The sequence below is a fragment of the Herbiconiux moechotypicola genome, from assembly GCF_024979255.1.
In the GTDB taxonomy this organism is placed as follows: Bacteria; Actinomycetota; Actinomycetes; order Actinomycetales; family Microbacteriaceae; genus Herbiconiux; species Herbiconiux moechotypicola.
Genome location: NZ_JANLCN010000003.1, coordinates 16,754 through 42,775 on the forward strand (window position 1 = coordinate 16,754; position 26,022 = coordinate 42,775).

Consider the following 26,022-nt stretch of genomic DNA (forward strand, 5'->3'; position numbering starts at 1 on the left):
CTCGTGCAATCGTTTGTAGTACACGAACGTTTCAGGCGGATGAACGCGGGGGTGGGTTCGGAAATATGCTGGTAATGTCAGGTCGTGATGGGGAGCCAAACGATTGCGCGACGGCGCGTGGAGAGCGGTGCCGACCTGCGCACCATGCTCGCCTGCGCCGTCGTCATGTTCGCCTCGGTGGGCATCGGCTTCTACGGCATCTCGGTGGTGATCGACCTGCTCATCGAGTCGGCGGGCGTGGCGCTCGGCGTGGTGAGCATCGGCACGAGCGCGTTCCTGCTGGCCGGATGCGTGGCCAACCCCCTGGTCTCGGTGGCGATGCAGAGATTCGGCACCCGGCGCACGATCGCGCTCGGCGGCGTGGTGACGGTGGGCGGGCTCGCGCTCGTGACGGTGTCGTCGCTGCCGGCCGTGCTCATCGCGGCGTTCGTGCTCATCGGCGCCGGTGCCGCGGCCTGCTCGTTCCTCCCCGTCTCCACCACCCTCGTCGCGCTCCCCCACCGCACGCGCTCGCTCGGCATGACCATCGGGTACTCGGGCGGCACCCTCGGCGGGATCGTGCTCGCCCCCGGCATGATCGCGGTCGCGGAGGCCGCGGGGTTCGTGCCGTCGGTTTTGGCGGCGGCCGGGGTGCTGCTCGTGGTCGTAGTGCCGAGCGCACTGTGGGCGCTGCCGCCCGCGCCCGTCGGCGCGCCCGTCGTGCCGCTCACCGCGGGGCCGGCCGAGATCGCGAGCGAGCTCTCGGCCGAGGCGGTGTCACCCGCGCCACCCCCCGCATCCGGTGCTCTCGACCTGCGGGCGGCGCTGCGCGCATCCTCGTTCTGGTGGCTGCTCGTGGCGCTCTCGCTCATCGGTGCCACGGTCACCGCGGTGCAGCTGCAGATCCTCACCATCGCGCGGTTCGCCGAGATCCCGGATGCGGCGGTGGTCACCGTGGTCGTCGCCGCGTCGGTGGCGGTGGCGCGGTTCGCGGGGGTGGCGGCGCTGCGGGTGCTCAGCACGAAGGCGCTCTCGGTGCTCGCGTGCGGGGTGCAGGCGGCCGCGTTCGTGGTGCTGGCGCTCGCCCGAGACACCACGGGCATCGTGGTCGGCGCGGTGCTCGTGGGGGTGAGCGTGGGGGTGTCGGTGCTGCTGTCGCCGCTCATCACGGTCGACGTGGTGGGCACGGCGCACTTCGCGCGGGTGTACGGGGTGATCCTCGCGGTGACCGGGCTCGTGAACGCGGGGGCGCCGCTCGTGATGACGGCGCTGTACCGGCCCGACAGCGGGTACCTCGTGCCGCTCGTGGTGTTCGCCGGGCTGAGCGCGGCGGCGGCGGGGGCGTTCGCGCTGGTGCGGCTGCGCCCCGGTTCGTAGCGCACCCGGCTCAGCCAGTGGACAAGGCGCGCGCCCGAGCACCACACTGTCACTGATGACCACCAACCTCACGATCATCCAGCGCTCGCCCGACCCCGAAGAGTCGGGCACGAGCACGCAGCGGCGCGCCACGATCGCCGACCGCATCCGGGAGATGGGTCAGAACCGCATCGGGGCACTGCTGCTCCTGCTCGCCACGATCGTCGCCATCCTCTGGGCCAACATCTCCACGCACTCCTACGAGGCGCTGTGGGAAACGCACATCACCGTGGGGGTGCAGGACTTCCAGCTCGACTTCACCCTGCACGCCCTCGTCAACGACGCGCTCATGGCGCTGTTCTTCTTCACGGTGGGGCTCGAGGTGCGGCGCGAGTTCGCCATCGGCGAGCTCACCAGCTGGTCGCGGGCGGTCATCCCGGTGATCGCCGCCGTCGCGGGGCTCGGGGTGCCGGCGCTGCTGTTCCTGCTCATCGCCTCGGGCACCGGGCAGGAGCACGCGTGGGGCGTGGTCATCTCCACCGACACGGCGTTCCTCGTGGGGGCGCTCGCGCTCGTGGGGCCGAAGGCGCCTGGGCGGCTGCGGGTGTTTTTGCTCGCGCTCGCCGTGGTCGACGACATCGGGGCGCTGTCGATCATCGCACTCGCCTACACCGAGAACTTCAACCCGATGCCGCTCGTCATCGCGGCTCTCGGGCTCGCCGGCATCTTCTTCACCCGTTACCTGCGCGGCGGGCGGGGGCCGGTGTACGCGACCCTCTCCATCATCGTGTGGCTGGCGTTCCTGGCGTCGGGCGTGCATCCGACCCTCGCCGGTGTCGCGATCGCGCTGCTCGTGCCGGTGTACCGCCCCAACCGGCGCGACGTCGAGCACGCGCTCGACCTCGCCCGCACCTTCCGGCAGTCGCCCAACACCGAGTACGCGCGGGCGGCGGCGAACAGCCTGCGCGAGTCGATCTCCATCAACGAGCGGCTCCAGACCGCATACGCGCCCTACGTGGCCTACGTCATCCTGCCCTTGTTCGCGCTGGCGAACGCGGGGGTCGTCATCGACGGCGACATCCTCTCGGCCGCCTTCGTGTCACCGCTGTGCTGGGCCATCGTCGTGGGGCTCGTGGCGGGCAAGTTCATCGGCGTGTTCGGCGCGAGCGCCGTGATGAAGCTGTTCCGGCTCGGCGAGTTCGGGGCGGGGCTCACGCTCGACCGCATCGCGGGCGGGGCGGCGCTGTGCGGCATGGGGTTCACCATCGCGCTGTTCATCGTCGACATCGCGATCGACGACCCCGAGGTGCAGAACGAGGCGCGCGTGGCGGTGCTGGCCGCATCCGTCATCGCCTTCGTGTTCGCCACCGTCATCTTCAGGCTCTCGGATGCGCGGCGCGGGCCAGAAGACAGCGGCCGGCTCGTGCGCCCGGTCGACCCGCGGCGCGACCACATCTACGGCGACCCGGATGCGCCGCTGACGCTGCTGGAGTACGGCGACTTCCAGTGCGGGTTCTGCCTCAAGGCCACGGGGTCGGTGGGCGAGGTGCGGGAGGTGCTCGGCGACTCGGTGCGCTACGTGTGGCGGCACGCGCCGCTCACGCGCTACCACCCCAACGCGCAGGCGGCGGCCGAGGCGTCGGAGGCGGCGGCCAGGCAGGGCAAGTTCTTCGAGTACGAGCGGAGCCTGTTCGCCGACCAGGAGAACCAGATGCCGACCGACATCCTGGCGCGGGCGCGCGCACTCGGGCTCGACATGCGGCGCTTCGAAGAAGACCTCAGTTCGCCCGAGGTGGCGGCGCGCGTGCGCGACGACATGCTCGACGCCGAGGCGATGGACATCACGGCGGTGCCGACGTTCTTCATCAACGGGCGGCGGCACACGGGGCCGTACGACGCGCAGTCGCTCATCCGCGCGCTGCAGGCGCCCGTGCCGGGCACCTCGGCGCCCGTCGCGCGCTGACCCGTCGCTGCGAGAGGGGGCGGTTCCTTCGCGCAAGAATCCCGCACACCGAGCCGACATGGGCGGCGGATGCGCGCATCCTTGCGTCAGCGAACCGCTGGCGGCGTTGAGGCCGTGGTGGCGCGCGCGTTCTACGGTGCGGGCGCCGGGCGGGTGAGGCAGGTGAGCTGGGGGCGCTCCTCCCAGGAGGGTGACGGGAGGAAGCCCGCGCGTTCGTAGGCGCGGAGGGCGTCGGTGCGCCAGGCCCAGACCGAGAGCCGGAGCGCCTTCTCGGGCGCACCGGCCGCCGCCGCCTCGAGGAGCGCGCGGCCGAGGCCCGACGCGCGGTGGACCGGCTCGACCCACAGCCGCTTGAGCTCGACCTCGTCGGGAGTCGGGCCGGCGGTGGGGCCGGCGGCGGGGCCCGAGGCGGGCACGGCGATCAGGATGCCCGCGGCCTCGGCGGGTGCCGGCCCCGCCTCGGCGTCCGGCAGGTGCACGGCGTCGACGGCGGGTGGGAACGCGAGATACACGGCGGCGCCGGCGGTGGCGGTGGCGGGGTCGTCGACCTCTCGCTGGTAGCGGGCGGGGAGCATCCCGTCTCCCGGGTCCGTCGCGAGTCCGCGATCGACCTTCTCCCGCTCCGTCTGCCGCAGGTACGCCTCGAGCAGCCGGGACACCGCCGCCGCATCCTCCGGGAACACCGCCCGCCGCACACTCATCCCTCCATCCTCGCCCACCGCACCTCGCCGCGCGCACCGCCGATCGGCCGCTCGGCACCCGGCCTCCCGAACCTCCCACCCCGCAGCGCGCACCGCGCATCCCGAACCTCCCACCCGGCACCGCGCACTCCGCATCCCGGTCGTCCCCACCGCGCACCGCGCATCCCAAACCTCCCACCCGGCGGCGGGCAGAACGGTGGGAGCTGCAGGTCAGAGGACGCGGTCGTTGCCGCCGTCGACGGTGAGGACGGTGCCGGTGGTGGCGCGGAGGGCGGGTGAGACGACGGCGAGGACGGTCTGGGCGACGTCGCGGCTGGTGACCTCGAGGCCGAGCAGGTTGCGGGTCTTGTACTGCTCGACGGTCAGTCCGTAGCTGGCGGCGCGTTCGGCGAGGAGCTCGGGGGTCCAGATGCCGGTGTCGAACACGGCGTCGGGCTGCACGAGGTTCACGCGGATGCCGTCGGTCGCCCACTCCAGGGCCGCCACCCGGGCCAGCTGCGCGGCGGCGGCCTTCGAGGCCGAGTAGGCCGCAGCTCCCGGGCCGGGGGCGGGCACGTTCTTCGACGAGACGAGCACGAAGCGTCCGCCGCGCGGCGCGAGAGCGAGAAACGGATGCGTCGCCCGCAGGCACTCGAGCACCGCCGAGGTGTTGACGTGCAGACTGCGTTCCCATGCGGCCGTGCTCACGTTCTGCACGGGAGTCGGCGGAGCGAAGACCCCGGCGGCCGCCACGACCACGTCGATGCCGCCGAAACGGCGCGCCGCCGCGTCGACCGCTGCGGCGAGCACCGCGGGATCGCCCGCGTCGCCCTGCACGCCGGCCCAGGCCGCTCCCCCGAACGCGTCGACGACGCCCGGCGAGAGATCGACCCCCACCACGGCCGCGCCCGAGGCGAGCAGCGTCTCCGCGATCGCGCGCCCGATGCCCGAGGCGGCACCCGTGACGAGTGCGACCTCGCCCTGCAGGAGCGGGGCCGAACCGGCCGAGCGGATGCGCGCCTGCTCCAGCTCCCAGTACTCGATGTCGAACGAGAGGTCCTCGTCGAGCGAGCCGTAGCGGCCTACCGAGTCGGCGGCCTCGACGACGGCGATGGTGTGGAGATAGAGCTCTTCGGCGATGCGGGCGTCTTTCACGCTGCGGCCTGCGGTGAGGAGGCCGAGCTCGGGGTCGAGCACCACGCGGGGGGCGGGATCGAGGAGTTCGAGCTCGGCGCCGGCGCGGTCGCGGTGCTGTTCGACGTAGGCGCGGTAGCGGTCGGCGTACGCCTCGACGTCGCGGCCGACGAGCGGCGCGCGCTTCGTGCGGATGAGGTGCTCGGGCGTGATCGTGCCCCGCGACGAGGCCTCCGCCACGTCGGGCCGCCGCGCGAAGGCGGCACCTCGCGCGGCCTCGCTCTGCGCGACGATCATCGGCCGCCCCGCCGCCGCACTCAGCGCTGCGCGCACCTCCGCGAGTTCGACGGCCGAGCCGCGCGGCGCCTCCGCGGTGTGATGGGTGGGGGTGGGGATCGGCGCATCCGCGGTGGAGGGGGAAGGAGGGGCGGACGCGGCGGGGGTGGGGTCCGGGGCGGCGGTGGCGGCTGCCGCGGCAGCAGCCGTGCCGAGGAGGTCGGCACCGTGGGCCGGTCCGAAGGAGGCGGCGGCGCGGCGCACGAGCTCGTGGTGGCGGGCCAGCGCCCGGGCGGAGTCGTCGTCGAAGGTGAAGAGGCCGTGGTTCATGAGCACGAGGGCGTCGACCTGGCCCGAGACCACCTCCGGGATGCGCGCGACGGCCCGCGCGAGATCGAACCCGGGCTTCACGTACTCGAGCACCGCGACGCCCTCGCCGAGCACCTCGCGCACGCGGGAGGGCCCGTGGCCGGTCTCGGTGAGCGCCACGATCGCATCCGAGTGACTGTGCAGCACCACCCGGCGAGGGATGACCGCGTGCAGGATCGCCTCGATCGACGCCGTCGGCGCGGTGGCGGAGAGCGAAGCCTGCCGCAGCTCGTTCACCATCGCGGTGTCGGTCAAGGCGGGCAGCGCCGCGAGCTCGAGCAGGCGGGCCCGGCGCAACGGCGCGAAACCGGCCGCCTCGATGGTGCCGAGGTCCCAGCCGCTGCCCTTCACCCACACCACGTCGACGGAGGCGCCGGTGACGTCGGTCTCGACCGTCTTCACCGAGGTGTTTCCTCCGCCGTGCAGCACGTAGGCGGGGTCGCCGCCGAGCTCGCGCGAGGCGCGCACGATCTCGTCGAGCGCGGAGACGGGCGCAGCCGCAGCCGCTCCCCCGCTCACGACGCCGCCGCCGTCCACACCGAGTCCAGCGCCGCCAGCGCCGCGTCGAACCGCCGGTTCTGCGTGAGGTACGACAGCCGGTCCGTCCCCGGCCGCACCACGAGCGCCGGGTCGGGGTCGGAGATCCACCGCGACACGTCGAGCCCCGCCGCCCCCGCCGCGAGCGACGCCACACCCCGCGCACCGAGCTCGGTGCCGAGCTGCCGGCGCACCGGGTGGCCGATCACGTCGGCGAACATCTGGGCCCACACCGGGTTCTTCGCGCCGCCGCCCGCGAGCGTCCACGGCGCATCCGTCACCGCCGCCGTGCTCTGCAGCTTCTCGAGCTGCACCCGGTGGTACTGCGTGATGCCCTCCGCCACGGCCCGCGCGAACTCGCGGTAGCCGTGGTGCGCCTGGGCGCCGATGAAGGTGCCCGAGGCGCCGAGGTGGTCGGGCGCACCGTTGATGAACGGGAGGAACAGCAGGCCGTCGGCGCCCGCGGGCACTGTCGACGCGGCGTGCAGCAGATCGCGCGGCGACAGACCGTCGATCGAGGTCGACGACATCATCGACGCGAACCACTCGATGCTCGCCGCCGAGGTGGGCGCCACCTCCTGGGCGAGCATGTAGCGCGGGTCGGGCAGCAGCGCGTTGAGCGTGACACGGGGCGGTGCGGCGTCGGCCGGCACCACGACCGAGTTGATGGCCCAGGTGCCCACGATGATCGTGACATCCGAGGGGTTCGTGCTGCCCGCGCCCAGCGGGCTCGCCACGCAGTCCATGCACCCGGCGACCACCGGGATGCCGAGCGGCAGACCCGTGGACGAGGCTGCCGAAGCGGTCACCGCGCCCACCACGTCGCCCGAGGCGCTGAGCGGCGGGAACTTCTCGCGCAGCGCACGCGAGAGCCCGAGGTTGTCGAGCGTGCTCGGCGCGTAGCTGCGGTGCTCGAGGTCGACCAGGCCGCAGGCCGAGGCGTCGGAGAGGTCGGCGCTCGGCGCACCCGTGAGGTTCGTGGTGATCCAGTCCTTGCACGAGAGCACCCAGGTGGCGCGGTCGACCGACTCGGGCTCGTTCTGCGCGAGCCAGGCGAGCAGCACGGCGGGCTGACCGGCCCACGGCATCGATCCCGTGACCCGGTGCTCGCGCGCGATCGTCGCCGCGTCGAGCCGCGCCACGATGCTCTCGGCCCGGTTGTCGTTCGAGGCGATCGCGGCCCGCACGGGCCGGAGGTCGTCGTCGACGAGGTAGAGCCCGTTGCCGTGCCCGGTCGCGCCGACCGCCGACGGCACGTAGCCGCGCGCGGCCAGCCCCGCCGTGAGCTCGCGCAGCACCTGCGCCACCACCCGCCACAGGGCGGCCATGTCGATCTCCTGGCGCCCGCCGCGCGAGGCCTCGCGCGGGTTGGGCATCGCCACCGTGAGGATCTCGCTGCCGTCGGTGCCGAACGCGGCCGCCTTGGCCGAGGTCAGCCCCACATCGATCCCGATGAAGCACTCGTTCGTCGTCATTGTCGATCCGCTCTTCGCGGCCGCGGCCGCGCTTTCGTCTTCGTTCTACTTCGCTACTTCGTCGTATCGGGCAGGATGCGCGCCGCGCGCGGCCGGAATCGCCTCGCCGATCGAGAATATCGGGCGAGCTCCTCGTCGGCGTAGTCGCGCGACCACCCCGCGTGGCTCACGCACACCTCCGCCACCGCCGGCGCCGCGGAGAGCCCCACGTCGCCGTTCACCCCGATGGCCGTGCGCCGCAGGATGACGTCGTCGAGCGTGAGCGCGCCCTCCGCCTCGATCGCGTGCACCACCTCGGCGGCGATCGCCCCCGTCTCGCGGTCGACGACCGCCGTCAGCGCGGGGTCGGCCACGGCGAGCGCCTGCACCTGCTCGGCGATCGCCCCGTAGGTGTCGACGAGCCGGGTGGCCGCGGCGGTGCCGAGCGGCGAGCTCCGGATGAACGCGAGACGGTACGCGTCCCAGTCGCCCTCCGGCGCTCCCGGCAACGGCTCGTGCTTCGTGGGCGACGAGGTGTCGCCGCGGCCGAGCCGCTTCACCAGCAGCGAGCCCATCTGCTCTCCGAGGGCCCGGTGCGTCGTGAGCTTGCCACCCACGATCGTGACGAGCCCCGCATCCGCCCCCTCGTGCTGCACGAAAGTGTGCTCTCGCGTGACGGACGCCGGGTCGTCGACGTCGCCCACGTAGGGCAGCGGGCGCACGCCGGAGTACGACCAGAGCACGTCGTCGGGGGTGAGCCCGGCCTGCGGAATGAGACCGTTCACCGCCTCGAACAGGTAGTCGACCTCGTCGTCGTCGGTGACGATCTCCTCGATGTCGCCGTCGTAGGGCAGGTCTGTGGTGCCCAGCATGTAGCGGCCAGCCCAGGGCAGGATGAACATCGGCCGGGTGTCCTTGGCCTCGAAGAAGATGCAGGTGTCGGGCGCGCCCGGGAAGGCGTCGACCACGAGGTGGCTGCCCTTCGTGGGCCCGATGCGGCGCTTGTGGTCGTCGGCGAACGTCAGCACGGCGTCGACCCAGGGCCCGGCGGCGTTGACGACGACGGAGGCGCGGAGCTCCCGCTCCCGCCCGTCGCGATCCTCGAAGCGCACCCCGCTCACCCGGCCGCCGTCGCGCAGCAGACCGGTGACGGGGGTGTGCGTGAACACCGCTCCGCCATGCTGCTGCACGCTGATGGCCAGCTCCACCATGAGGCGCTCGGTGAGCTCGACGTTGGAGTCGTGGAAGAGCCCGCCCCAGCGCAGCCCGGCCTCTTCGAGCGAGGGCCAGCGCCTGCGCAGCCCGCCGCGGAACACGATGCGGTTGTAGGGCAGCTGCTTCGGCTTCGGGAAGGAGAGCACGTCGTGCAGGATGAGGCCGCAGGCGAGCATCCAGCCCGGCCGGCTCTGCGACTTCGAGAACGGGATGAGCATCGGGTAGTGCTTCACGAGGTGCGGCGCGAACTCGAGCAGCCGGTTGCGCTCGTGGATCGACTCGTAGACGAGCTTGAGCTGGAAGCGCTCGAGGTACTTGAGCCCCCCGTGCACGAGGCGGGTGGAGATGCTCGAGGTGCGGGAGCCGAGGTCGTCGCGGTCGAAGAGGGCGACCGAGAGGCCGCGCGAGGCGGCCTCCCTGGCCACGGCGAGGCCGTTGATGCCGGCGCCGATGACGACCACGTCGACGGGGTCGAGCTCCGCGTGGTCGGTGGTGAGCAGTGCCATCGGGTCAGACTCCGGCGGGCTCGAGGGCGGAGGCCGAGGCGGAGGCCGGCGCGCTGCTGCTCGCCGCGAGGTCGAGGAACTGCTCGTAGGCCTCGGCCGCGGTGAACCCGTCGTGCACCACGGAGCGCACGGCCGTGATCATGGCGAGCGGGCTCTCCGACTGGAAGATGTTGCGGCCCATGTCGACGCCCGCGGCACCCTGGTCGATGGCCTTGTAGGCGACCTCGAGGGCCTCCTTCTCGGGCACCTTCTTGCCGCCGGCGATGATGATGGGCACCGGGCACGAGGCGGTCACCGTCTCGAAGCCCTCCTCGACGAAGTAGGTCTTCACGAACTGCGCGCCGAGCTCGGCCGGGATGCGCGTGGCGAGCCTGAAGTAACGGGCGTCGCGCACCATCTCGCGCCCGACGGCGGTGACCGCGAGCACCGGGATGCCGGCCGCCTGCCCCTGGTCGACGAGCGTGGACATGTTCGCCACCGACCGGGTCTCGTGCTCGCCGCCGATGAACACCTGGATGGCGAGCGCCGAGGCGTCGAGCCGCACGGCCTCGTCGATGCTGAGGGTGAGCTGCTCGTCGGAGAGCTCCTTGAGCACCGAGGGGCCGCCGCTCGCGCGGAGCACGATGCCGGCGGGGTTCGAGGCCGGGATGGTGGTGCGCAGCGCGCCGCGGGTGAGCATGAGCGCGTCGGCCGAGGGCGCCAGCGGCAGGATGGAGCGGTCGAGGCGCTCCAGGCCCGAGGTGGGGCCCTGGAAGTAGCCGTGGTCGAAGGCCAGCATCACCGTCTTGCCGGTGTCGGGGCGGAAGATGCGCGAGAGCCTGCTGCGCATGCCCCAGTCCTGGCCGCCGAGGCCCTTGAGGTGGAAGCCGCCGTTCGCTCCGGCGCTCGAGCCGGTGAAGTCGGATGCTTCGCGCAGGTCGTCGAGATCAGGCATGGGTGTTCTCCTTCGTGAGGGCGGGGGTGTCCGCGGGGGTGGGAGTCGCGGCCGGTTCACGGCGCAGACTCGAGAGGAAGCGGGAGAGGGTGGAGCGGCCGGTCTTGGTGACCCGGCTCGAGATGACGATCACGACCACGACGAGCAGGCCCTTGAGCACGTTCTGCGCGCCGAGGTTCCAGCCCACGAGGTTGAGCAGGCTCGACAGCAGCACGAAGAACACCGCGCCGGTCCAGAGCCCCGCCACGACGGGGCGCCCGCCGGCGATGAGCGTGCCGCCGAGCACCACGACCGCGATCGAGTCGAGCAGGTAGGAGTCGCCGAGCACGGTGCTGGGCGAGATGTAGGCCGCGAGGAGGCCTCCGGCGAGACCGGCGAAGGCGCCGGAGAGCAGGTAGGTGGTCACGATGGTGGAGGTGACCCGCAGTCCCGCCTTGCGGGCGGCGAGCGTGCTCTGGCCGATGGCGGCCACCGAGAGGCCGTACATCGTGCGCTTGAGGGCGAGCGCGATGAGCACGGTGAGCACCGCGACGAGGATGGCGGTGACCGGGATGCCGAACACGCGGGCGTTCACGAAGCCGCGCAGCGCCGCATCCGCCCCCGCCCGGTTGGCGTCGGCGAGCAGCAGGGTGGCGCTGGCCACCACGAGGCTCGTGGCGAGCGTGGCGATGATCGGCGGCACGCGCAGCAGCATGATCGCGATCACGCTCAAGAGGGCTGCCGCGACGCCGGCGAGCACGGCGGCCGCGAGCCCGGCGAGCGGTCCGGCCAGGGCGCCGACGGCCACCGACACGTACGACGCCATGGAGACGATCGCGCCCACCGACACGTCGATGTTGCCGGGGCCGAGCGAGATGACGAGCATCTGGCCGATCGACACGAGCACGAGGTAGGGCGCGAGCGAGAGCGCCTGCAGCACCGGGCCGCCGGGGTTGCCGCCGCCCACGGCGATGATGCAGAGCCAGACGCCCAGGACGCCGATGAGCGACCAGCCCCAGGCGGGCCAGGTGAACCGGGATGCGGTCTTCGTCTTGGTCGCGTTCAGCGCGTTCATCGCACGAACCTCTCCGTGATGACACGGCCCGCCAGCACGGCGAGCACGATGAGCCCCTGCGCCGCCGACTGGAGGCTCGAGGACAGGTTGATGAGGCCGAGCAGCACGGTGATGAGGCTGAGCGTCACCACACCGAAGGCCGTGCCGACCGGGAACGACTGGCCGCCCTTGAAGTTGCCGCCGCCGAGGATCACCGCGGCGATCGTCATGAGCGTGTAGTTGCCGGCCGAGTTCACGTCTCCCGACTGGGTCTGCGAGGCCAGCACGAGGCCGGCGAGCACGGCCAGCACCGCGGCGGCGGCGTAGGTGAGCACGCGGGTGCGGCTGAGCGACCAGCCCGCCCGCGACAGGGTGGGCGAGCTGGAGCCGAGGGCGCGCATCCGGGTGCCGAACCGCGTGCGCTTGGCCAGGAACCAGGCCACCAGGGTGATGGCGACGATCCACACCACGGGCGCGGGGATCCAGTCGGGGCGCCAGGCGCTCAGCTGCGCGAGCCACTCGGGCGTCTGGCCGCCGGGTGTCGGGAGCAGCTGCAGGCCGAGGCCGAGCCACACGAACGACATGCCGAGCGTGGCGATGATGGAGGGCACGTTGCGCTTCTGCACGAGGAGGCCGAGCAGGGCGTAGGCGCCCACGATCGCGAGCAGGGCGAGCACGCCGAGCAGCGGATCGGTGGTGAGCATGGTCGCCGCGATGACGGTGACCAGGCCCACCAGCTGCCCGATGCCGAGGTCGATGTCGCCGACCGACATGATGAGCATCTGCGCCTGGGCCGCGAGCAGCAGCGGCACCGCGGCCGTGAGCATGAGGGTGAGGCCGTAGACCGAGAGGATGCCCGGCTGGTTGGCGACCGCGATGACGAAGATCACGATCATCGCCACGAGCGAGAGGGCGCCCGGGGCGGAGTGCTTCGCGCCGATGGTGGCGCGGGAGCGGAAGGTGGGGACGGAGGAGCGGCCGGATGCGCGGGGCGCGGTGAGGGTGGTCACGCGGCGGCCCCCGCATCCTTCGTGGTCGCATCCCGCGCATCCCGCGCATCCTGATGCTCGTCGAACGACTCGGCGATCACGCGCTCCTCGCTGATCTCGTCGCCCACGAGCTCCGAGACGATCCGTCCGGCGCGGAAGACGTAGACGCGGTCGCAATGCGCGACCTCCTTGTTCTCGGTGGAGTACCAGACGATGCAGCGGCCCTGGGCGGCCTCGGCCTTCATGAGGGTGTAGAGCTCGTCTTTCGTGGCCACGTCGACGCCGCGGAAGGGGTCGTTCAGCAGCACCAGCGGCGCATCCGTCGCGAAGGCGCGCGCGATCAGCACCTTCTGCTGGTTGCCGCCGCTGAGGCTCGTGATGGGGGCGGAGGCGCCGCCCTTGATCGAGAGGGTGCCCACCCAGCGGTCGGCGAGGGTGCGGCGCGCCTTCAGCGAGACGAAGCCGGCGCGGGCCAACTGCCTGGCCGCCGCCACCGCGAGGTTGTCGGCCACGGTCCAGAGCGCGAACACGCCGCTGGTCTGCCGGTCGCCGGGCACGTAGGCGCGCCGCCGCGGCACCGTGATGCGGCGCGAGAGGCCGTTGAACCAGAGGCGGTCGAGCAGCTCGTCCTGCCCCTGGCCAGCGAGGCCGGCGAGACCGACGATCTCGCCCGCCTTCGCCTCGAACGGGAGCGAGGCCCCGGCGAGCGACGCGGTGGCGACGGTCTCCCCCGCCGCCGGCCGCTCGCCGGAACCCGCCACGGCATCCCCCACCACAGGGACGTCGTGCACGCGCGGGCTGTCCCCCCGCACGTCTCCACCCATTGCCACGAGGAGGTCGTCCTCGGTGACATCGCCCGCATCCGCCGTCAGCACGGTCGCGCCGTCTTTCAGCACCGAGATGCGGTCGGAGTGCTCGAGCACCTCGTTCATGCGGTGCGAGATGAGCAGGATGCTCACCCCCCGGGCCGCGAGCACGTGCAGGTGCGCATACATCTGCCGCATGGCGTCCACGCCGAGCGACTCGGTCGGCTCGTCGAGGATGAGCAGCCGCGGTTCGTCGCTGCACAGGGCCCGCGAGATCTCCACCACCTGCCGCTCGGCCATGCTGAGCTCGCCCACGTAGCGGGAGAGCTCGATGCCGTGGCCGGGGAACACGGTGTCGAGCACCTCGGCGATGCGGCGCTCGGCCTGGGCCCGCCAGCGCAGCGGCCGCAGGCGGCGCGCGTCGCTGAGGGAGGCATTCTCGGCCACCGTGAGGTCGGGGGCGAGGGAGAGCTCCTGGTAGGCCATGCGCACGTCGCCGGGCCGGGCCGATGTGGCCGCGGTGGCCGCCCCGTCTCCGTCGAACTCGACCGTGCCCGAGGTGGGCTGCTCGATGCCGGTGAGGATGCGCATGAGGGTGCTCTTGCCGGCCCCGTTGTGCCCGACGAGTCCGTGGATCTCGCCCGCCGCCACGTCGAGGTCGACGCCGCGGAGGGCCCTGGTGACCCCGTACTCCTTCACGATGCCCCGCACGCGGATGCGGGAGGGGGCGCCGTGCGGTGCCCCGGACGACGCGGGTGGTGGTGCCAGTGTCGTGACCTGGGTCATGAGTGCTCCTTCGGACTCGTCGGGCTGGGTGGGTGGGGTGAGTGCTCGGTCGCTCGGGTCGCCGCTAGAGCGCGGGCGCCGGGGCGTCCTCGCCGTTCGCGATGGCCTCGAGGGCGGCGTCGACGCTGGCCTCGTCCCAGGCGAGCGCGGCGTACTCGTCGGCGCCGAGGTCGGCGTAGTTCGCCAGCTGGTCCTGACCGATCTGGATGAGCGGCAGCACGACCTCGTTCGGCACCTCCTCGCCGGCGGCGATCTTGGTGGCGATGTAGAGGGCGGCCACGGCCTGGCCGGGGTCGGTGAGGGCGGCGAAGGAGCCGTTCTCGATGCCGCTGTCCTGCCAGAACTTCAGCGACTTGCCGTCGGTGTCGAACACCACGACCGGAACGTCTCGACCGGCCGACTCGAAGGCCTGCACCACGCCCATCCCGCCGATGCAGCCGGGAACGGCGGCGATGTCGGGCAGCGAGCCGAGCACGCCCACGAGCTCCTTCTGGGCGGTGCTGGAGTCGCAGAAGCCGTTGATCTCGGCCGAGACGGTCACGTCGGGGTAGTCCTCGAGGATCTCGAGCTGGCGGTTGTAGAACTCCTCCTCGGGCTGCGAGCCCACGACACCGCGGTTGATGACGATGTTGCCGGTGCCGCCGATGGCCTCCAGCGCCGGCACGATGCTCACCTCGCCCCAGGTGGCGTAGTCGTTGCGCACCACGGTGCCGCACGAGGTCTCCATGTCGGCGTCGAGGATGATGACGGTGATGTCGGCGGAGCAGGCCTCCTCGATCACGGGCTTCAGCGCGGTCGACGAGGCCGGGATGACCATGAGCACGTCGGGGTTCTGCAGGATGAGCGAACGGATCTGCGAGGCCTGCTCGGTGGCGCTGTTCTCACCGGGGGCGTTGACCACGGAGTAGTCGGAGACGACGCCCTCCTGCTTGAGGGCCTCGGCGGTCTCCTCGAACTTGTTGATGAGGGTGAGGCGCCAGCCGTTCACGAAGCCGTTGCTGAGGGCCACCGAGAGGCCTTCGCCGGTGCCGGCGCCCGAGGTGCTGCCGGCGTCGGCGCTGCCCGAGCCGGCGCAGCCGGTGAGCACGAGGGCGGTGGCCGCCACGGCGCCGGTGGCCAGGAGACGGAGCTTCGTGGCGGGGGTGCGGGATGCTGCGGTGCGGGGCTGTGCTGCTGTACGGGATTGGGGGGTGCGGGGGAACTTCATCGTCTGCCTCCAGGTGCGCGTCGTTGCGATGCGGAACGAGCGGGTCTTGTCCGTTCCAACTCGTCATTACTGACTTGTAGTGACAAGACTGTACGGAGTATGTTCGAGGTTGTCAACACAGCCGTCGACATCGATGTCGGCGTAGTCTTCGAGCGGAGCAGCCATGACCATCGACAGCGAACGCGCCACCCTCGACCGCGACGCGGTCGAGCCCTTGTGGTCGCAACTCGCGGGCCTGCTGCGCACCGCCATCACCGCGGGCGAGCTGCGGCCCGACCAGGCGCTGCCCTCCGAGGCCGAGCTCATGGGCCGCTTCGGCATCTCGCGCACCGTCGTGCGGGAGGCGCTGGCCGAGCTCGTGCGCACCGGGATGATCTACAAGGTGCGGGCCAAGGGATCGTTCGTCTCACCCCCGAGCCGCGACCTGCGCTTCGTCGGTTCGTCGGCGGGGTCGGCCGCCGATCTCACGGCCAGCGGGCGCACGGTCGTCACGCGCATCCTGAACCAGGAGGTCATCGCGGCCGACGCGCGAGCCGCCGAGGCGCTCGACATCGACCCCGGCGACGAGGTGACGCGGCTGCGACGGCTGCGGATCGTCGACGGGTCGCCGTGGTTGCTGGTCGACACGCTCATCCCACGCGCGGTGGCCCCGGGGCTGGATCGCGCGAATCTCGAGAACCGGTCGCTCTACGAATACCTGCGGCGCACCCACGGCATCGTGGCGGGGGCGGCCGACCGGTGGCTGCAGGCCGTCATCCCCGACAGGGAGTCGGCCGCACTGCTGTCGCTGCCCGCCGGCGCACCCGCCCTGCACATCGAGTCGATCGCCTACGACCAGGACTCCCGCCCCTTCGAGTTCTACCGCGGCCTCCACCGCAGCGACGAGTCCCGCTTCTACGTCGGCATCCGCTAGCCGCCCTCCCCCGGCCCGCTCATCCCGCGCGCCTGCTCACCCCGCGCATCCCGCCCCGTCCACGCACGTACGCGTCGATTTCGCCACGCCAGACGACGGGTGGCGTTGTAGACGGCGAGGATCGCTGCTCGCGTGGCGAAGTGCGCAACGCCGGCGAGCAGGCGGGTCGGGCGCAGGGCGGTGCGGGGTGGGGTGAGGGAGGGGGTGAACGCGGGGCGGGCGGTGACGGGCGGGCGGGGCGGGCGATATCGTCGGGGCATGGGGATGCGTGAGGCGGGGCGCGGGGTGCGGGTGTCGTTGCAGGTGGTGGGGTGGTTCAACCTCGTGTCGGCGCTGGCGGGGATGATCGGGCTGTCGTTCGCGGGTGGGATGGGGATTCCGCTGGAGTGGATCGAGGGGAGCGTGTTCGACTCGTACTTCTGGCCGGGCATCATCCTCGGGGTGGTCGTGGGCGGCACGCAGGCGCTCGCGCTGGTGGCACAGTACCGGCGGTTCGCGCTCGCGTGGGGGCTGCACGCCGCGGCCGGGCTCGTGATGATGACGTGGATCTTCGTGGAGATCGCGATCATGCTGGTGTGGTCGCCGCTGCACGGCATCTACTTCGTGACCGGGCTCGTGCAGACGACGCTCGCGGTGCTGGCGCTGGGGGCGTGGCCGGTGCCGTTCTTCGGGCGGCGGCCGAGATGAGCGAGCGGGCAGGCGACGCCGCCACGCAGGCGGGCGACGCCGAGCAGGCCCGCCGCCGCGAGGTGCTCGACCGCATCGCGCGCGGTCTTGTCTACAGCGAGAGCGAGGCGGCGTTCCAGGCGCCGCAGCGCCGCACCGACCTCGTGTTCGAGTACAACCACACACCTCCCTCGCACGAGGCCGAACGCCGCGCGCTGCTGGAGGCGATCTTCGGCTCGGTCGGTGCGCGCACGGTGCTCACGCCGCCCTTCCACGCCGGGTTCGGCAGCAACACCCACCTCGGCGACGACTTCTTCGGCAACGCCAACCTCAGCTTCGTCGACGACGTCGAGATCCGCATCGGTGACGGCGTGATGATCGCACCCAACGTGACGCTCACCACCACGGGGCACCCCGTGCATCCCGCCCGCCGTGTCGACTTCGCCCGCTTCTCGGAGCCGATCACGATCGAGGACAGGGTGTGGATCGGCAGCAACGCCGTCGTGCTGCCCGGCGTGCGCATCGGGTACGGCTCGGTGATCGGCGCGGGGAGCGTGGTGAGCCGAGACGTGCCGCCGATGGTGGTGGCGGTGGGAGTGCCGTGCCGCGTGGTGCGGGAGATCACGGAGGCCGACCGCGCGACGCGGGCGGGCGGGTGAGCGGTCCCGCGCATCCGGAGCCTGAAGGTCGATGACAGGGGTGTGTGCGACACTGGCGCGCGGGTGCCCGGAGTCGCCGGCCGCCCCCGAGGAGGCCAGGTGAGCGCACGGTGAACGCACTCGAGTCCGCATCGCGGGAGTGGCGCGCCGCGCTGATCGACGTGGGCGGCACCAACCGGCTGCTGCACTTCAGGGCGACGGGCACCACGCTCGATCTGGCGGGGGCTCAGGATGCGGCGCTCACGCGGCTGCTCGACGGCGGCTCGGTCACGCTCGCAGAGCTCTTCGACGACGAGGCGGCCCGAGTCGCCGCGGTGAAGGCCGTCGCGGGACTGGCCAAGAAGCAGCAGGAGGCGCTGGAGGAGTACGGCGTCTCGATCGCCTACCTCGCGGCCGGACTGTGCAGCTGGGAGGGCGACGGGGCGCCGAGCGCCGCACCCGTTCTGCTGCGCGGCGTCGAGCTCGTGCGGCGACGAGGGGCGCGTGAGTCGTGGAGCCTGCGGGCGGCCGACGAGTTCCAGGTGAACCCGGTGCTGCTGCACGTGCTCAACTCCGACCGCGTGCGGGTCGACGACGACGAACTGCTCGCCGAGGCGGCGGCGACGGATGCGGGCGTGGCGTTCGAACGACTGGCCGCGGCGTGCGCCGACCTGCCCGGGTTCGCCGTCGCGCCGGCGCTCGTCGTTGGGGCGTTCAGCTACGCGAAGCAGCCGATGGTCGACGACGTCACCGACCTCGCGGCCCTGGCCGGCCACGACGTGGTCTCGGCGCTGGCCGGTGACCTCGCGGCGGCCGAGCGGGTGCGCGCATCCGGTGCCGACCGCGAGGAGAACGCGCCCGACTACGAGCCCGTCGAGACCGAATATCTGGTGCTCGACGCCGATGCGAGCCAGGCGTTCGTGGTCGACGCGGCGGTGTCGGGGCGGAGCCTCGTGGTGGAGGGGCCGCCCGGAACGGGCAAGAGCCAGACCATCGCGAACATCATCGCGGCCTCGGTGGCGGCGGGGCGCAGCGTGCTGTTCGTGGCGCAGAAGCGCGCGGCGATCTCGGCGGTGCTCGACCGGCTCGACCGGGTGGAGCTCGGGCACCTGGTGCTCGATCTGTTCGCGGCGACGAACTCGCGGCGGTACGTGGCCGATCAGCTGCGGGGCGTGCTCGAACGGCAGGGCGGTGCGGTAGGTGCCGGTGCGGCGGGTGCAGGTGCGGCGGGCGACGAGGCGCGGGTCGACGAGCTGCACTACACGCTCACCAGGGCGCGCGACCTGCTCGTGCGCCACAAAGACGCGCTGCACTCCCCCACCCGCGCCTGGGGCACGAGCGCTGCCGAGATGATCGCGCTCTCCCTCGCCACCCCGTCCGAGGTGCAGAGCGACGCCCGCCTGCTCACCTCGGAGCTGTCGGAGTGGGACGCCCTCGAACCCGCCCGCATCCGCACCGAGCTCACCGAGCTCACCCGCCTCGGGGCGCTCGACGCCGACTGGTTCACACGACCGGGGTGGTCACCCGGCGCGCTCGGCTCGGAGGAGGCGCTGCGCACCGCGAACGACGCTCTGGCCGCGCTCGCGGCGGGTGTCGGGTCCGCGCATCGGGCCCGGGTGGCGCTCGGCGGTGCCGAATCGCGGCTCGCGCCCACCACCTGGCCCGAGTTCGACACCGCGGTCGCGCTCTACAGCGAGAGCGACCGCCTTCTCGGGCTGGCTCCCGGCACCCTCGACCCGGCGACCGCGACCGGCACCGTGCGAGAGGCGTTGCTCACGACGAGTCGCGACTTCCGGTCGGAGACGGGCGAGCGGATGCGCGGCGCGGCCAAGCGGGCCGCCGTGCGGGCGGCGAAGGCGATGGTGGGGCGGCTGCCGCGGCGCGAGCGCGCGGCGGCACTGCGGGATGCGCTCGAGCTGCGACAGCGCTGGGAAGCATCGGTGCCCGGCGCCGACGCGACCTTCCGGGCGCCCGAGGGCTGGCGCGACGCGGCGGCCGAGCTCGAGGCGACGCGGGGGCGGATCGCGGCGGTAGACGCGGCCCTGCAGGGGATGCACCTCGGCGAACTCCCGCTCGACTCCGTCGCCGACGCGCTGCGCGGACTCGCCGCCGACCAGCGACGAGCGGCATCGATGCCGCGGGCGCACCAGCAGCGCAGCCGCCTCGAAGCCCTCGGGCTGACTCCCCTGCTCGACGAGCTCGTGGGCCGCGACGACGTGTCGAACACCGATCCCGCCCGTGCCGCCCTCGTCTTCGACCGAGTGGTCTCCGCCTCGGTGCTCGACGAGGTGCTGCTCTACGACAGCCACCTCGCCGGCACCACCGGTGCCGAGCTCGCGGCGGCGACCGAGGTGTTCCGCCGCGACGACGTGGGGCACTTGGCCGCGAACGCCGCTCGCATCCGCCGTCTCGCCGCCGAGCGGCTCGCCTCCACTCTCGACGGGCGCCCCGACCAGCACTTGCGGCTCACCACCGAGACCACGCGCAAGAGCCGTTTCACCCCGGTGCGAAAGCTCATGACCGAGCTTCCCGAGGCGATGCTCGCGGCGAAGCCGGTGTGGGCGATGAGCCCCCTGCAGGTGTCGCGCCTGCTGCCGGCGCGGGCGGCGTTCGACCTCGTCGTGTTCGACGAGGCGAGCCAGGTGGCGCCGGCGGATGCGATCCCCGCCGTGCTGAGGGGCCGCCACCTCGTGGTGGCGGGCGACAGCCGGCAGCTGCCCCCGACGGAGTTCTTCACCAAGACCCTCGACGCCCCCGACGACGAGCTCGCCGCCGACGAGGATGCGACGCTGCCCACGGCGGTCGATCCCACGGAGCGCGAGCCCGCCGACTCGCCCGCCGCAGCCGCCGTGCCCGATTCCGCATCCGTCGGCTCGCTCACGCGCGATGCGGAGAGCATCCTCTTCGCCATGGACCGCCTGCTCTCCGGCCGCTCGCGCAGATTGCTCTGGCACTACCGTTCCCGCGACGAGCGGCTCATCGCCGTGTCGAACGCCGAGGTCTACGACGGCACGCTCACCACCTTCCCCGCGGCGGACACCCCCGACGCCGTGCGTCACGTGCTCGTGCCACCGAGCCCGGGCATCGGGGGCGGCACCAACAGCCCCGAGGGCGAGGTGGCCGCGGTCGTCGAGGCGGTGCGCGAGCACGCGCGTTCGCGCCCCGGTGAGTCGCTCGGTGTGATCGCGTTCGGGCTCAAGCACCAGCGGCGGCTCGAGTCGGCGCTGGCCGCCGCATTCGCCGCCAACCCTGCCCTCGAAGACGCGCTCGTCGACGACCACCCGGCCGAACCATTCTTCGTCAAGTCGATCGAGCGCGTGCAGGGCGACGAACGGGATGCGATCATCCTGTCCGTGGGATACGGAGTGTCGGCCGACGGGCGGCTCCGGCTGTTCTGGGGTCCGCTGCTGCAGCCCGGCGGCGAGCGCCGGCTCAACGTGGCGATCAGCCGCGCGCGGCGGCGCATGACCCTCGTGAGCAGCTTCGGCCCCGAGCTCATGGCCGAAGACGCGCACCCGAGCCGCGGCTACCGGCTGATGCGGCGGTTCCTCGTGTTCATGGCGTCCGCCGACTCTCCAGCCGTCGCCGATGCCGCTGTGCCGAGCGCGCACGTGCAACACGGTGCACACGGGCTCGACGCGTTCGAGCGGGATGTGCGCGACAGGCTGACCACGGCGGGCATCCCCCTCGACACCCGGGTCGGCGTCGGGTCGTACCGCATCGAGCTCGCGGCACGGCACCCGGAGGTTCCGGGGCGCCACGTGCTCGCGATCGAGACCGACGGCGGCGCGTACCGTTCAGGTCACACCGCCCGCGAGCGCGACCGCCTGCGCCAGGAACTGCTCGAACGCCGCGGCTGGTCGTTCCACCGCATCTGGAGCACCGACTGGTTCGCCGACCCCGACTCCCAGACCGCCGCCGCCCTCACCGCCTACCGCGCGGCCGTAGCCCGCGCCGACTGACCCGCCGCGCATCCCGCCCGGCCCGCGGATCCCCCGGCCCACGCATCCCGCCCGGCCCACGCATCCCGCCCGGCCCACGCATCCCGCCCGGCCCACGCATCCCGCCCGCCGCGCCGACCTCCCCACGCGGAAACAGCCCGAACGGGCGGATGTCGATGCGCCCAGCCTGCACGATGTTCACAACGCCACGAATGACGGGGATCGAGCCGCTATAGACGCCGGATGCGCGGATTCGTGGCGTTGCGAACCACGCGAGGCCACGCTCACCCCGGCTGACGCAGGCAGCCCTACCTGAGGTACGGGGCACAGAGTGGGGTGGGTGGGGGTCAGGCGGAGGTGACGTCGGTGAGGGCCTGGTCGAGGAGGTCGAGGCCGAGGGTGATCTCGCCGGGGGTGCTGGTGAGGGCGGGGGCGAGGCGGAAGGTGCCGCCGATGCCGGGGAGCTGGACGATGTTCATGTGGAGGCCGAGCTCGAAGGCCCGGCGGGTGACGGCTGCGCCGAGTGCGTCGGCGGCTCGGGCGGCAGCCGCCCGGTCGGAAGCGATGCGGCCGGAGGCGGAGGAGGTTGCGCCCGGGCCCGCCGCGGCGGGCGTGCCGGCGGGGGCGAGTTCGAGGCCCTGGAGGAGGCCGCGGCCGCGGACGTCGCCGACCACAGGGTGGCGGCGCTGCAGTTCGAGGAGGCCGTCGCGCAGGAGGGCGCCGAGGGAGGCGGCCCGCTCCACGAGGTGGTCTCGTTCGAGCACGTCGAGCACCGTGCAGCCGACCGCGGCGACGAGCGGGTCGGAGACGTGCGTGGTGAAGAACAGGAACCCCCGAGCGTGCGCCTCCGCCTCGAGGGCGTCGGAGGTGATGACGGCGGCGAGCGGCAGCCCCGCCCCGAGCGTCTTCGAGAGGGTGAGGATGTCGGGCACGACGCCGTCGCGCTCGAACGCGTACATCGTGCCGGTGCGGCCGAGACCGGTCTGCGCCTCGTCGAGGATGAGGAGCATGCCGCGCTCCTCGCACTTGCCCTTGAGCGCGGCGAGGTAGCCGAGCGGCGGCTCGATGATGCCGCCCGAACTGAGGATGGGCTCCACGATGCACGCTGCGAGAGCACCCGTCGACTGCGCGTCGACGAGGTCGAACGCCAGGTCGAGCTGGCGCTGCCAGTCGAGGTTCCCCGCCGCGTCGACGAGGTCGGGCCGGTACGTGAACGGCACCGGGATGGCGAGGTTGCCCGGCGCGGCCGGCCCGTACCCCTTGCGCCCCGAGCTGTAGGTGGCCCCCACGGCCGCCTGGGTCATCCCGTGCCACGACCGCGCGAACGACACGATCTCGTGCCCGCCGGTGACGAGCTTGGCGAGCCGGATGGCGGCCTCGTTCGACTCCGCGCCCGTGGTGAGCAGCAACACCTTCGACAGCGACGGCGGCAGCGTCTCGGCGAGGCGGCGCGAGAGCTCCACCACCGGCCTCGACAGCATGCCGCTGTAGAGGTGGTCGAGACGCCCCACCTGCTCGCGCACCGTGGCGACGATGTCGGGATGCGAGTGCCCCAGGATGGAGCTCATCTGCCCCGAGGTGAAGTCCAGGATGCGCCGCCCCGACTCCGTGTACACGAAGCTCCCCGAGGCCCGGTCGATGACCTCGGGCACGAAGGCGCTCCCGTAGCGCAACACGTGCGCGTCGACATCGGCCCAGAAGGAGGGATCGCTGCTCGTCATGACTCGACGTTACCGGGCCGACCGGCACGCGTGAGCACCGGAGTACTCTGACGATCATGGCGGGCACAGCGCAGACGTGGGTGGCGACAGGCTTCGGTGGACTCGACGTGTTCGAGGAGCGCGAGCTCGACGTGCCCGACCCCGGCCCCGGCGAGGTGACGATCGCGGTGCGCGCCGCCGGCATGAACCCCGCCGACTACAAGCACGTCGCCCGCCGCGGCGACCCGGCCGCGCTGCCGATCGCGGTCGGCTACGAGATCTCGGGGGTCGTCACCGCGATCGGCCCCGACACCGTCATCGGCTCCGGCGCCGTCACCGTGGGCGACGAGGTGGTGGCGTTCCGCATCAGCGGCGGCTACTCCTCCGCCCGCACGGTGCGCGCCTCCGACGTGTTCGCGAAGCCACCGACTCTGCCGTTCGACCAGGCCGCGGGTCTGCTGCTGGCCGGATGCACGGCCTCCGAGATGCTGCACGTCACGGCGGCGCGCGCCGGCGAGACGGTGCTCGTGCACGGCGCCTCGGGCGCGGTGGGCGTGAGCGTGCTGCAGCAGGCGGCTCTCGCGGGCGTGCGCGTGATCGGCACCGCCAGCGCGGCGAACGCCGAGGTGGTGCGCCGCTTCGGCGGAGTGGCGGTGGAGTACGGGGAAGGACTCGCCGACCGCGTGCGGGCCCTTGCCCCCGAGGGCATAGCGGCCGCGCTCGACTGCGTCGGTACCGATGAAGCGGTCGACGTGTCGCTCGAGCTCGTGCCCGACCCTGACCGCATCGTGACCATAGCCGCCATGGCCCGCGTCGCGGCGGCCCCTCCCGGCGACCCGGCCGCGCGCATCCGGGTGATCGCCGGTGCCATCCCCGCGAGCACCGCTTACCGCGACTCGGTGCGCGCGCACCTGCTCGACCTGGCCGGCCGCGGCGACCTCGTGGTGCCGATCGCCCGCACCTTCCCGCTCGGCGAAGCGCGCGAGGCGATGGCCCTCCTCAAGGAGCAGCACCCGGGCGGCAAGCTCATCCTGCTGCCCTGAGGGCGACATCCGGCGCCGGCAGCCGGCGCCCCGCCTCAGGGCAGCACGAACCCCGACGTCACGTACTCCGGCAGCGAGCAGCTCGCGTCGAGCCGCCCGAGCGACGCGACCCCGTCGGAGATCGTCACCGTCGTCACCCCGCAGTTCGGGTACCCCGCCTCGATCCGCGCCCCCGGCACGAACGCCGGAATGAGCGTCTGCAACGCCGACCCGTGCGTCACCACGAGCACGTCGCCCGAGTCGACCGCCGTGGTGATGATGCGCACGGCCGCGCGCATCCGCTCGGTCACCTGCGCGGCGGTCTCCGCCAGGCCCGACACGTCGCTCGCGGCGATGAGGTCGATGACCTCCTCCGGCCCGTTCGCGGTGAGCAGCGCCCAGTGGCCTTCTTCGCCGTAGCGGTAACCACGCGAGGCGAACAGAGGCTCCCACAATGACGGGTTGGACTGGCCCTCCCAGCCGCCGAAGTTCCACTCCCGCAGTTCGCGCAGCCACACCGGCTCGATCGACGGATGCGCGGCGAGCCCGCCGAGGGTGGTCGCCCGGGTGCGGGTGAGGTCGCTCGAGAAGGCGGCGACCAGCGGCACGTCGCGGAAGTGCTCGCCGAGCGCCTCGACCTGCTTGAGACCGCGCGGCGTGAGCGGGGCGTCGCACCAGCCCTGCAGCTGGTGCCGCACGTTGAAGAGGGTCTCGCCGTGCCGGACGAGGTGCAGTCGCAGTGCGCTCACGGCGCCGCGCTCAGGCCGCGTCGAGGTCGCTGGTGAGCAGCGCCGCGAGCTCGTCGGCCACCGCGGCCTCGTTCTCGCCCGACACCTCGAGCGACACCTCGTCGCCGTTGCCGATGCCGATCGACATGAGCGCGAGCAGGCTGGCGGCGTTGACCGACTTGCCCTTCGCGCTGATCTGCACGGTGTGGCCGGAGCCGGTGACGGCCTTGACGAACAGGGCGGCGGGGCGGGCGTGCAGCCCGGTGGCGGATCCGACGGTGGCGGTGCGGGTGGCGGTCATGCGGGAGGGGTGTCCTTTCGGGAACGGGATGGGGATCGGAAATGCACGGTCTTCAGCTCTCGAGCACCCGCGCCACGTGCAGCGCGAGGAACGCGATCTCCTCGTTCGGCAGCGTCTGCCCGTACTCCTTCTGCACCAGCGTACGCACCCGCTCGGCGGCCGCGATGGCCGCCGGGTAGCGCTCGCTGAGGCTGGTGAACAGGAAGTCGTCGCCGCTGGAGGCGAGCCGACCGTCGAAGAAGCGCCGGGCGAAGTACTGCAGGTGCGCCACGAAACGGGCGCCGTGCAGCTCGTCGTGGTGCAGCTGCACCCCGGTGGAATGGGTGACGATGGTGGCCACCTGGCTCACCAGCTGCACGATGCGCTGCGAGTCGACTCCGGCGTTGGCGGCGTCGGCGTTCACGAGGTGGAACGCGATGTTCGCGGCCTCCTCCTCGGGCAAGGCCACGGCGAGTCGCTCCCGGAGCAGCGCGACGGCGCGCTCCCCCACCGCGTACTGGCGCGGGTAGATGGTGCGCACCTCCCACGCCAGCCGGTTCACCGTCACCAGCCCCTTCCGCTGCCGCTCCACCGCGAAGTGCAGGTGGTCGGTGAGACTGAGGTAGACGTGCGGGTCGAGCGTGAGGCCGTCGGCCTCGGCGAGCGCCACGATCGCGCGGCTGAGCTCCACGTACTCGGCCGGGATCTGCGTGAGCAGCTCCACGAGGTTGCGTTGCTCGCCCTCGGGCAACGACACGAACACCTGGTTCGCGGCGTCGTGTTCCACCGTCTCGCCGGGCTTGCGCCCGTAGCCGATGCCCTTGCCGAGCACCACGAGCTCGGCGCCGTTCTCGTCGACCGCCAGCACGACCGAGGAGTTGAGCACCTTCTTGATGGTCTGCAAGGGTGT

Annotated in this window: 21 protein-coding genes; 7 read left to right on the forward strand and 14 right to left on the reverse strand. The window is 72.5% G+C overall.

Annotated features, from left to right (window positions below; all coding sequences use genetic code 11):
• The first annotated feature begins 87 nt into the window (after positions 1-87).
• Positions 88-1,356, forward strand: a complete 1,269-nt coding sequence (locus N1031_RS05170; protein WP_259478925.1) for an MFS transporter — start codon at positions 88-90, stop codon at positions 1,354-1,356.
• 55 nt (positions 1,357-1,411) lie between these two features.
• The gene (gene nhaA / locus N1031_RS05175) at positions 1,412-3,298 is read left to right on the forward strand and encodes a Na+/H+ antiporter NhaA (RefSeq protein WP_259478538.1); all 1,887 of its coding nucleotides are present in this window, start codon (positions 1,412-1,414) and stop codon (positions 3,296-3,298) included.
• A gap of 131 nt (positions 3,299-3,429) precedes the next feature.
• Here nhaA and N1031_RS05180 read toward each other — a convergent pair whose 3' ends face one another.
• The 9 genes from N1031_RS05180 to N1031_RS05220 form a co-directional block, all read right to left on the reverse strand.
• Complete coding sequence (locus tag N1031_RS05180) at positions 3,430-3,999, reverse strand: GNAT family N-acetyltransferase (protein WP_259478539.1); 570 nt, start codon at positions 3,997-3,999, stop codon at positions 3,430-3,432.
• A gap of 210 nt (positions 4,000-4,209) precedes the next feature.
• Positions 4,210-6,276 (reverse strand): SDR family oxidoreductase, encoded by a 2,067-nt coding sequence (locus N1031_RS05185; protein ID WP_259478540.1) that lies wholly within the window; start codon positions 6,274-6,276, stop codon positions 4,210-4,212.
• Positions 6,273-7,769, reverse strand: a complete 1,497-nt coding sequence (locus N1031_RS05190) for an FGGY-family carbohydrate kinase (protein WP_259478541.1) — start codon at positions 7,767-7,769, stop codon at positions 6,273-6,275. Before N1031_RS05190 ends, N1031_RS05185 begins: the two co-directional genes overlap by 4 nt.
• Before the next feature lie 53 nt (positions 7,770-7,822).
• Positions 7,823-9,469, reverse strand: a complete 1,647-nt coding sequence (locus tag N1031_RS05195) for a glycerol-3-phosphate dehydrogenase/oxidase (protein WP_259478542.1) — start codon at positions 9,467-9,469, stop codon at positions 7,823-7,825.
• A gap of 4 nt (positions 9,470-9,473) precedes the next feature.
• Positions 9,474-10,403, reverse strand: a complete 930-nt coding sequence (gene lsrF, locus N1031_RS05200) for a 3-hydroxy-5-phosphonooxypentane-2,4-dione thiolase (RefSeq protein ID WP_259478543.1) — start codon at positions 10,401-10,403, stop codon at positions 9,474-9,476.
• Positions 10,396-11,457 carry an ABC transporter permease gene (locus N1031_RS05205; protein WP_259478544.1) on the reverse strand — a complete coding sequence of 354 codons (1,062 nt, stop codon included), beginning with the start codon at positions 11,455-11,457 and terminating at the stop codon, positions 10,396-10,398. Before N1031_RS05205 ends, lsrF begins: the two co-directional genes overlap by 8 nt.
• Positions 11,454-12,446 (reverse strand): ABC transporter permease, encoded by a 993-nt coding sequence (locus tag N1031_RS05210; RefSeq protein WP_259478545.1) that lies wholly within the window; start codon positions 12,444-12,446, stop codon positions 11,454-11,456. The genes N1031_RS05205 and N1031_RS05210 overlap by 4 nt, the downstream gene beginning before the upstream one ends.
• Positions 12,443-14,017, reverse strand: a complete 1,575-nt coding sequence (locus N1031_RS05215; RefSeq protein WP_259478546.1) for a sugar ABC transporter ATP-binding protein — start codon at positions 14,015-14,017, stop codon at positions 12,443-12,445. Before N1031_RS05215 ends, N1031_RS05210 begins: the two co-directional genes overlap by 4 nt.
• A 64-nt stretch (positions 14,018-14,081) precedes the next feature.
• The gene (locus N1031_RS05220; protein WP_259478547.1) at positions 14,082-15,224 is read right to left on the reverse strand and encodes a substrate-binding domain-containing protein; all 1,143 of its coding nucleotides are present in this window, start codon (positions 15,222-15,224) and stop codon (positions 14,082-14,084) included.
• Between the two features lie 163 nt (positions 15,225-15,387).
• Between N1031_RS05220 and N1031_RS05225 the strand changes: the two genes are divergently transcribed.
• Positions 15,388-16,137 carry a GntR family transcriptional regulator gene (locus N1031_RS05225; protein ID WP_259478548.1) on the forward strand — a complete coding sequence of 250 codons (750 nt, stop codon included), beginning with the start codon at positions 15,388-15,390 and terminating at the stop codon, positions 16,135-16,137.
• On the opposite strand, the gene N1031_RS05230 is transcribed toward N1031_RS05225, so the two are convergent.
• Positions 16,134-16,397, reverse strand: a complete 264-nt coding sequence (locus N1031_RS05230) for a hypothetical protein (protein WP_259478549.1) — start codon at positions 16,395-16,397, stop codon at positions 16,134-16,136. The two genes, N1031_RS05225 and N1031_RS05230, sit on opposite strands and share 4 nt — an antisense overlap.
• Between N1031_RS05230 and N1031_RS05235 the strand changes: the two genes are divergently transcribed.
• From N1031_RS05235 to N1031_RS05245, 3 genes are all read left to right on the forward strand, one after another.
• The gene (locus tag N1031_RS05235) at positions 16,396-16,824 is read left to right on the forward strand and encodes a hypothetical protein (protein ID WP_259478550.1); all 429 of its coding nucleotides are present in this window, start codon (positions 16,396-16,398) and stop codon (positions 16,822-16,824) included. The two genes, N1031_RS05230 and N1031_RS05235, sit on opposite strands and share 2 nt — an antisense overlap.
• Complete coding sequence (locus tag N1031_RS05240; protein ID WP_259478551.1) at positions 16,821-17,462, forward strand: sugar O-acetyltransferase; 642 nt, start codon at positions 16,821-16,823, stop codon at positions 17,460-17,462. The genes N1031_RS05235 and N1031_RS05240 overlap by 4 nt, the downstream gene beginning before the upstream one ends.
• Before the next feature lie 110 nt (positions 17,463-17,572).
• Complete coding sequence (locus N1031_RS05245) at positions 17,573-21,403, forward strand: PDDEXK-like endonuclease domain-containing protein (RefSeq protein ID WP_259478552.1); 3,831 nt, start codon at positions 17,573-17,575, stop codon at positions 21,401-21,403.
• A gap of 326 nt (positions 21,404-21,729) precedes the next feature.
• Here the strand turns inward: N1031_RS05245 and N1031_RS05250 are convergent, their stop codons facing one another.
• Positions 21,730-23,103 carry an aspartate aminotransferase family protein gene (locus tag N1031_RS05250; RefSeq protein ID WP_259478553.1) on the reverse strand — a complete coding sequence of 458 codons (1,374 nt, stop codon included), beginning with the start codon at positions 23,101-23,103 and terminating at the stop codon, positions 21,730-21,732.
• 56 nt (positions 23,104-23,159) lie between these two features.
• Between N1031_RS05250 and N1031_RS05255 the strand changes: the two genes are divergently transcribed.
• Positions 23,160-24,125 (forward strand): quinone oxidoreductase family protein, encoded by a 966-nt coding sequence (locus tag N1031_RS05255; protein ID WP_259478554.1) that lies wholly within the window; start codon positions 23,160-23,162, stop codon positions 24,123-24,125.
• A 35-nt stretch (positions 24,126-24,160) separates the two neighbouring features.
• On the opposite strand, the gene N1031_RS05260 is transcribed toward N1031_RS05255, so the two are convergent.
• From N1031_RS05260 to N1031_RS05270, 3 genes are read right to left on the reverse strand one after another with little or no spacing between them, the layout of a single operon-like run.
• Positions 24,161-24,853, reverse strand: a complete 693-nt coding sequence (locus N1031_RS05260) for a histidine phosphatase family protein (RefSeq protein ID WP_259478555.1) — start codon at positions 24,851-24,853, stop codon at positions 24,161-24,163.
• 10 nt (positions 24,854-24,863) lie between these two features.
• On the reverse strand, positions 24,864-25,133 hold the full coding sequence (locus N1031_RS05265) for an HPr family phosphocarrier protein (RefSeq protein WP_259478556.1): 270 nt from the start codon (positions 25,131-25,133) through the stop codon (positions 24,864-24,866).
• A 52-nt stretch (positions 25,134-25,185) separates the two neighbouring features.
• A complete protein-coding gene (locus N1031_RS05270; protein ID WP_259478557.1) occupies positions 25,186-26,016 on the reverse strand; it encodes a PRD domain-containing protein in 831 nt (276 codons plus the stop codon).
• Positions 26,017-26,022 lie beyond the last annotated feature (6 nt).

Bases quoted from the DNA above. Each gene is read 5' to 3' on its own strand.
- nhaA (WP_259478538.1), top strand. From the start codon at position 1,412: ATGACCACCAACCTCACGATCATCCAGCGCTCGCCCGACCCCGAAGAG.
- N1031_RS05180 (WP_259478539.1), bottom strand. From the start codon at position 3,999: ATGAGTGTGCGGCGGGCGGTGTTCCCGGAGGATGCGGCGGCGGTGTCC.
- N1031_RS05220 (WP_259478547.1), bottom strand. From the start codon at position 15,224: ATGAAGTTCCCCCGCACCCCCCAATCCCGTACAGCAGCACAGCCCCGC.
- N1031_RS05230 (WP_259478549.1), bottom strand. From the start codon at position 16,397: ATGCCCCGACGATATCGCCCGCCCCGCCCGCCCGTCACCGCCCGCCCC.
- N1031_RS05235 (WP_259478550.1), top strand. From the start codon at position 16,396: ATGGGGATGCGTGAGGCGGGGCGCGGGGTGCGGGTGTCGTTGCAGGTG.
- N1031_RS05170 (WP_259478925.1), top strand. From the start codon at position 88: ATGGGGAGCCAAACGATTGCGCGACGGCGCGTGGAGAGCGGTGCCGAC.
- N1031_RS05225 (WP_259478548.1), top strand. From the start codon at position 15,388: ATGACCATCGACAGCGAACGCGCCACCCTCGACCGCGACGCGGTCGAG.
- N1031_RS05190 (WP_259478541.1), bottom strand. From the start codon at position 7,769: ATGACGACGAACGAGTGCTTCATCGGGATCGATGTGGGGCTGACCTCG.
- lsrF (WP_259478543.1), bottom strand. From the start codon at position 10,403: ATGCCTGATCTCGACGACCTGCGCGAAGCATCCGACTTCACCGGCTCG.
- N1031_RS05215 (WP_259478546.1), bottom strand. From the start codon at position 14,017: ATGACCCAGGTCACGACACTGGCACCACCACCCGCGTCGTCCGGGGCA.
- N1031_RS05205 (WP_259478544.1), bottom strand. From the start codon at position 11,457: ATGAACGCGCTGAACGCGACCAAGACGAAGACCGCATCCCGGTTCACC.
- N1031_RS05250 (WP_259478553.1), bottom strand. From the start codon at position 23,103: ATGACGAGCAGCGATCCCTCCTTCTGGGCCGATGTCGACGCGCACGTG.
- N1031_RS05255 (WP_259478554.1), top strand. From the start codon at position 23,160: ATGGCGGGCACAGCGCAGACGTGGGTGGCGACAGGCTTCGGTGGACTC.
- N1031_RS05265 (WP_259478556.1), bottom strand. From the start codon at position 25,133: ATGACCGCCACCCGCACCGCCACCGTCGGATCCGCCACCGGGCTGCAC.
- N1031_RS05240 (WP_259478551.1), top strand. From the start codon at position 16,821: ATGAGCGAGCGGGCAGGCGACGCCGCCACGCAGGCGGGCGACGCCGAG.
- N1031_RS05195 (WP_259478542.1), bottom strand. From the start codon at position 9,469: ATGGCACTGCTCACCACCGACCACGCGGAGCTCGACCCCGTCGACGTG.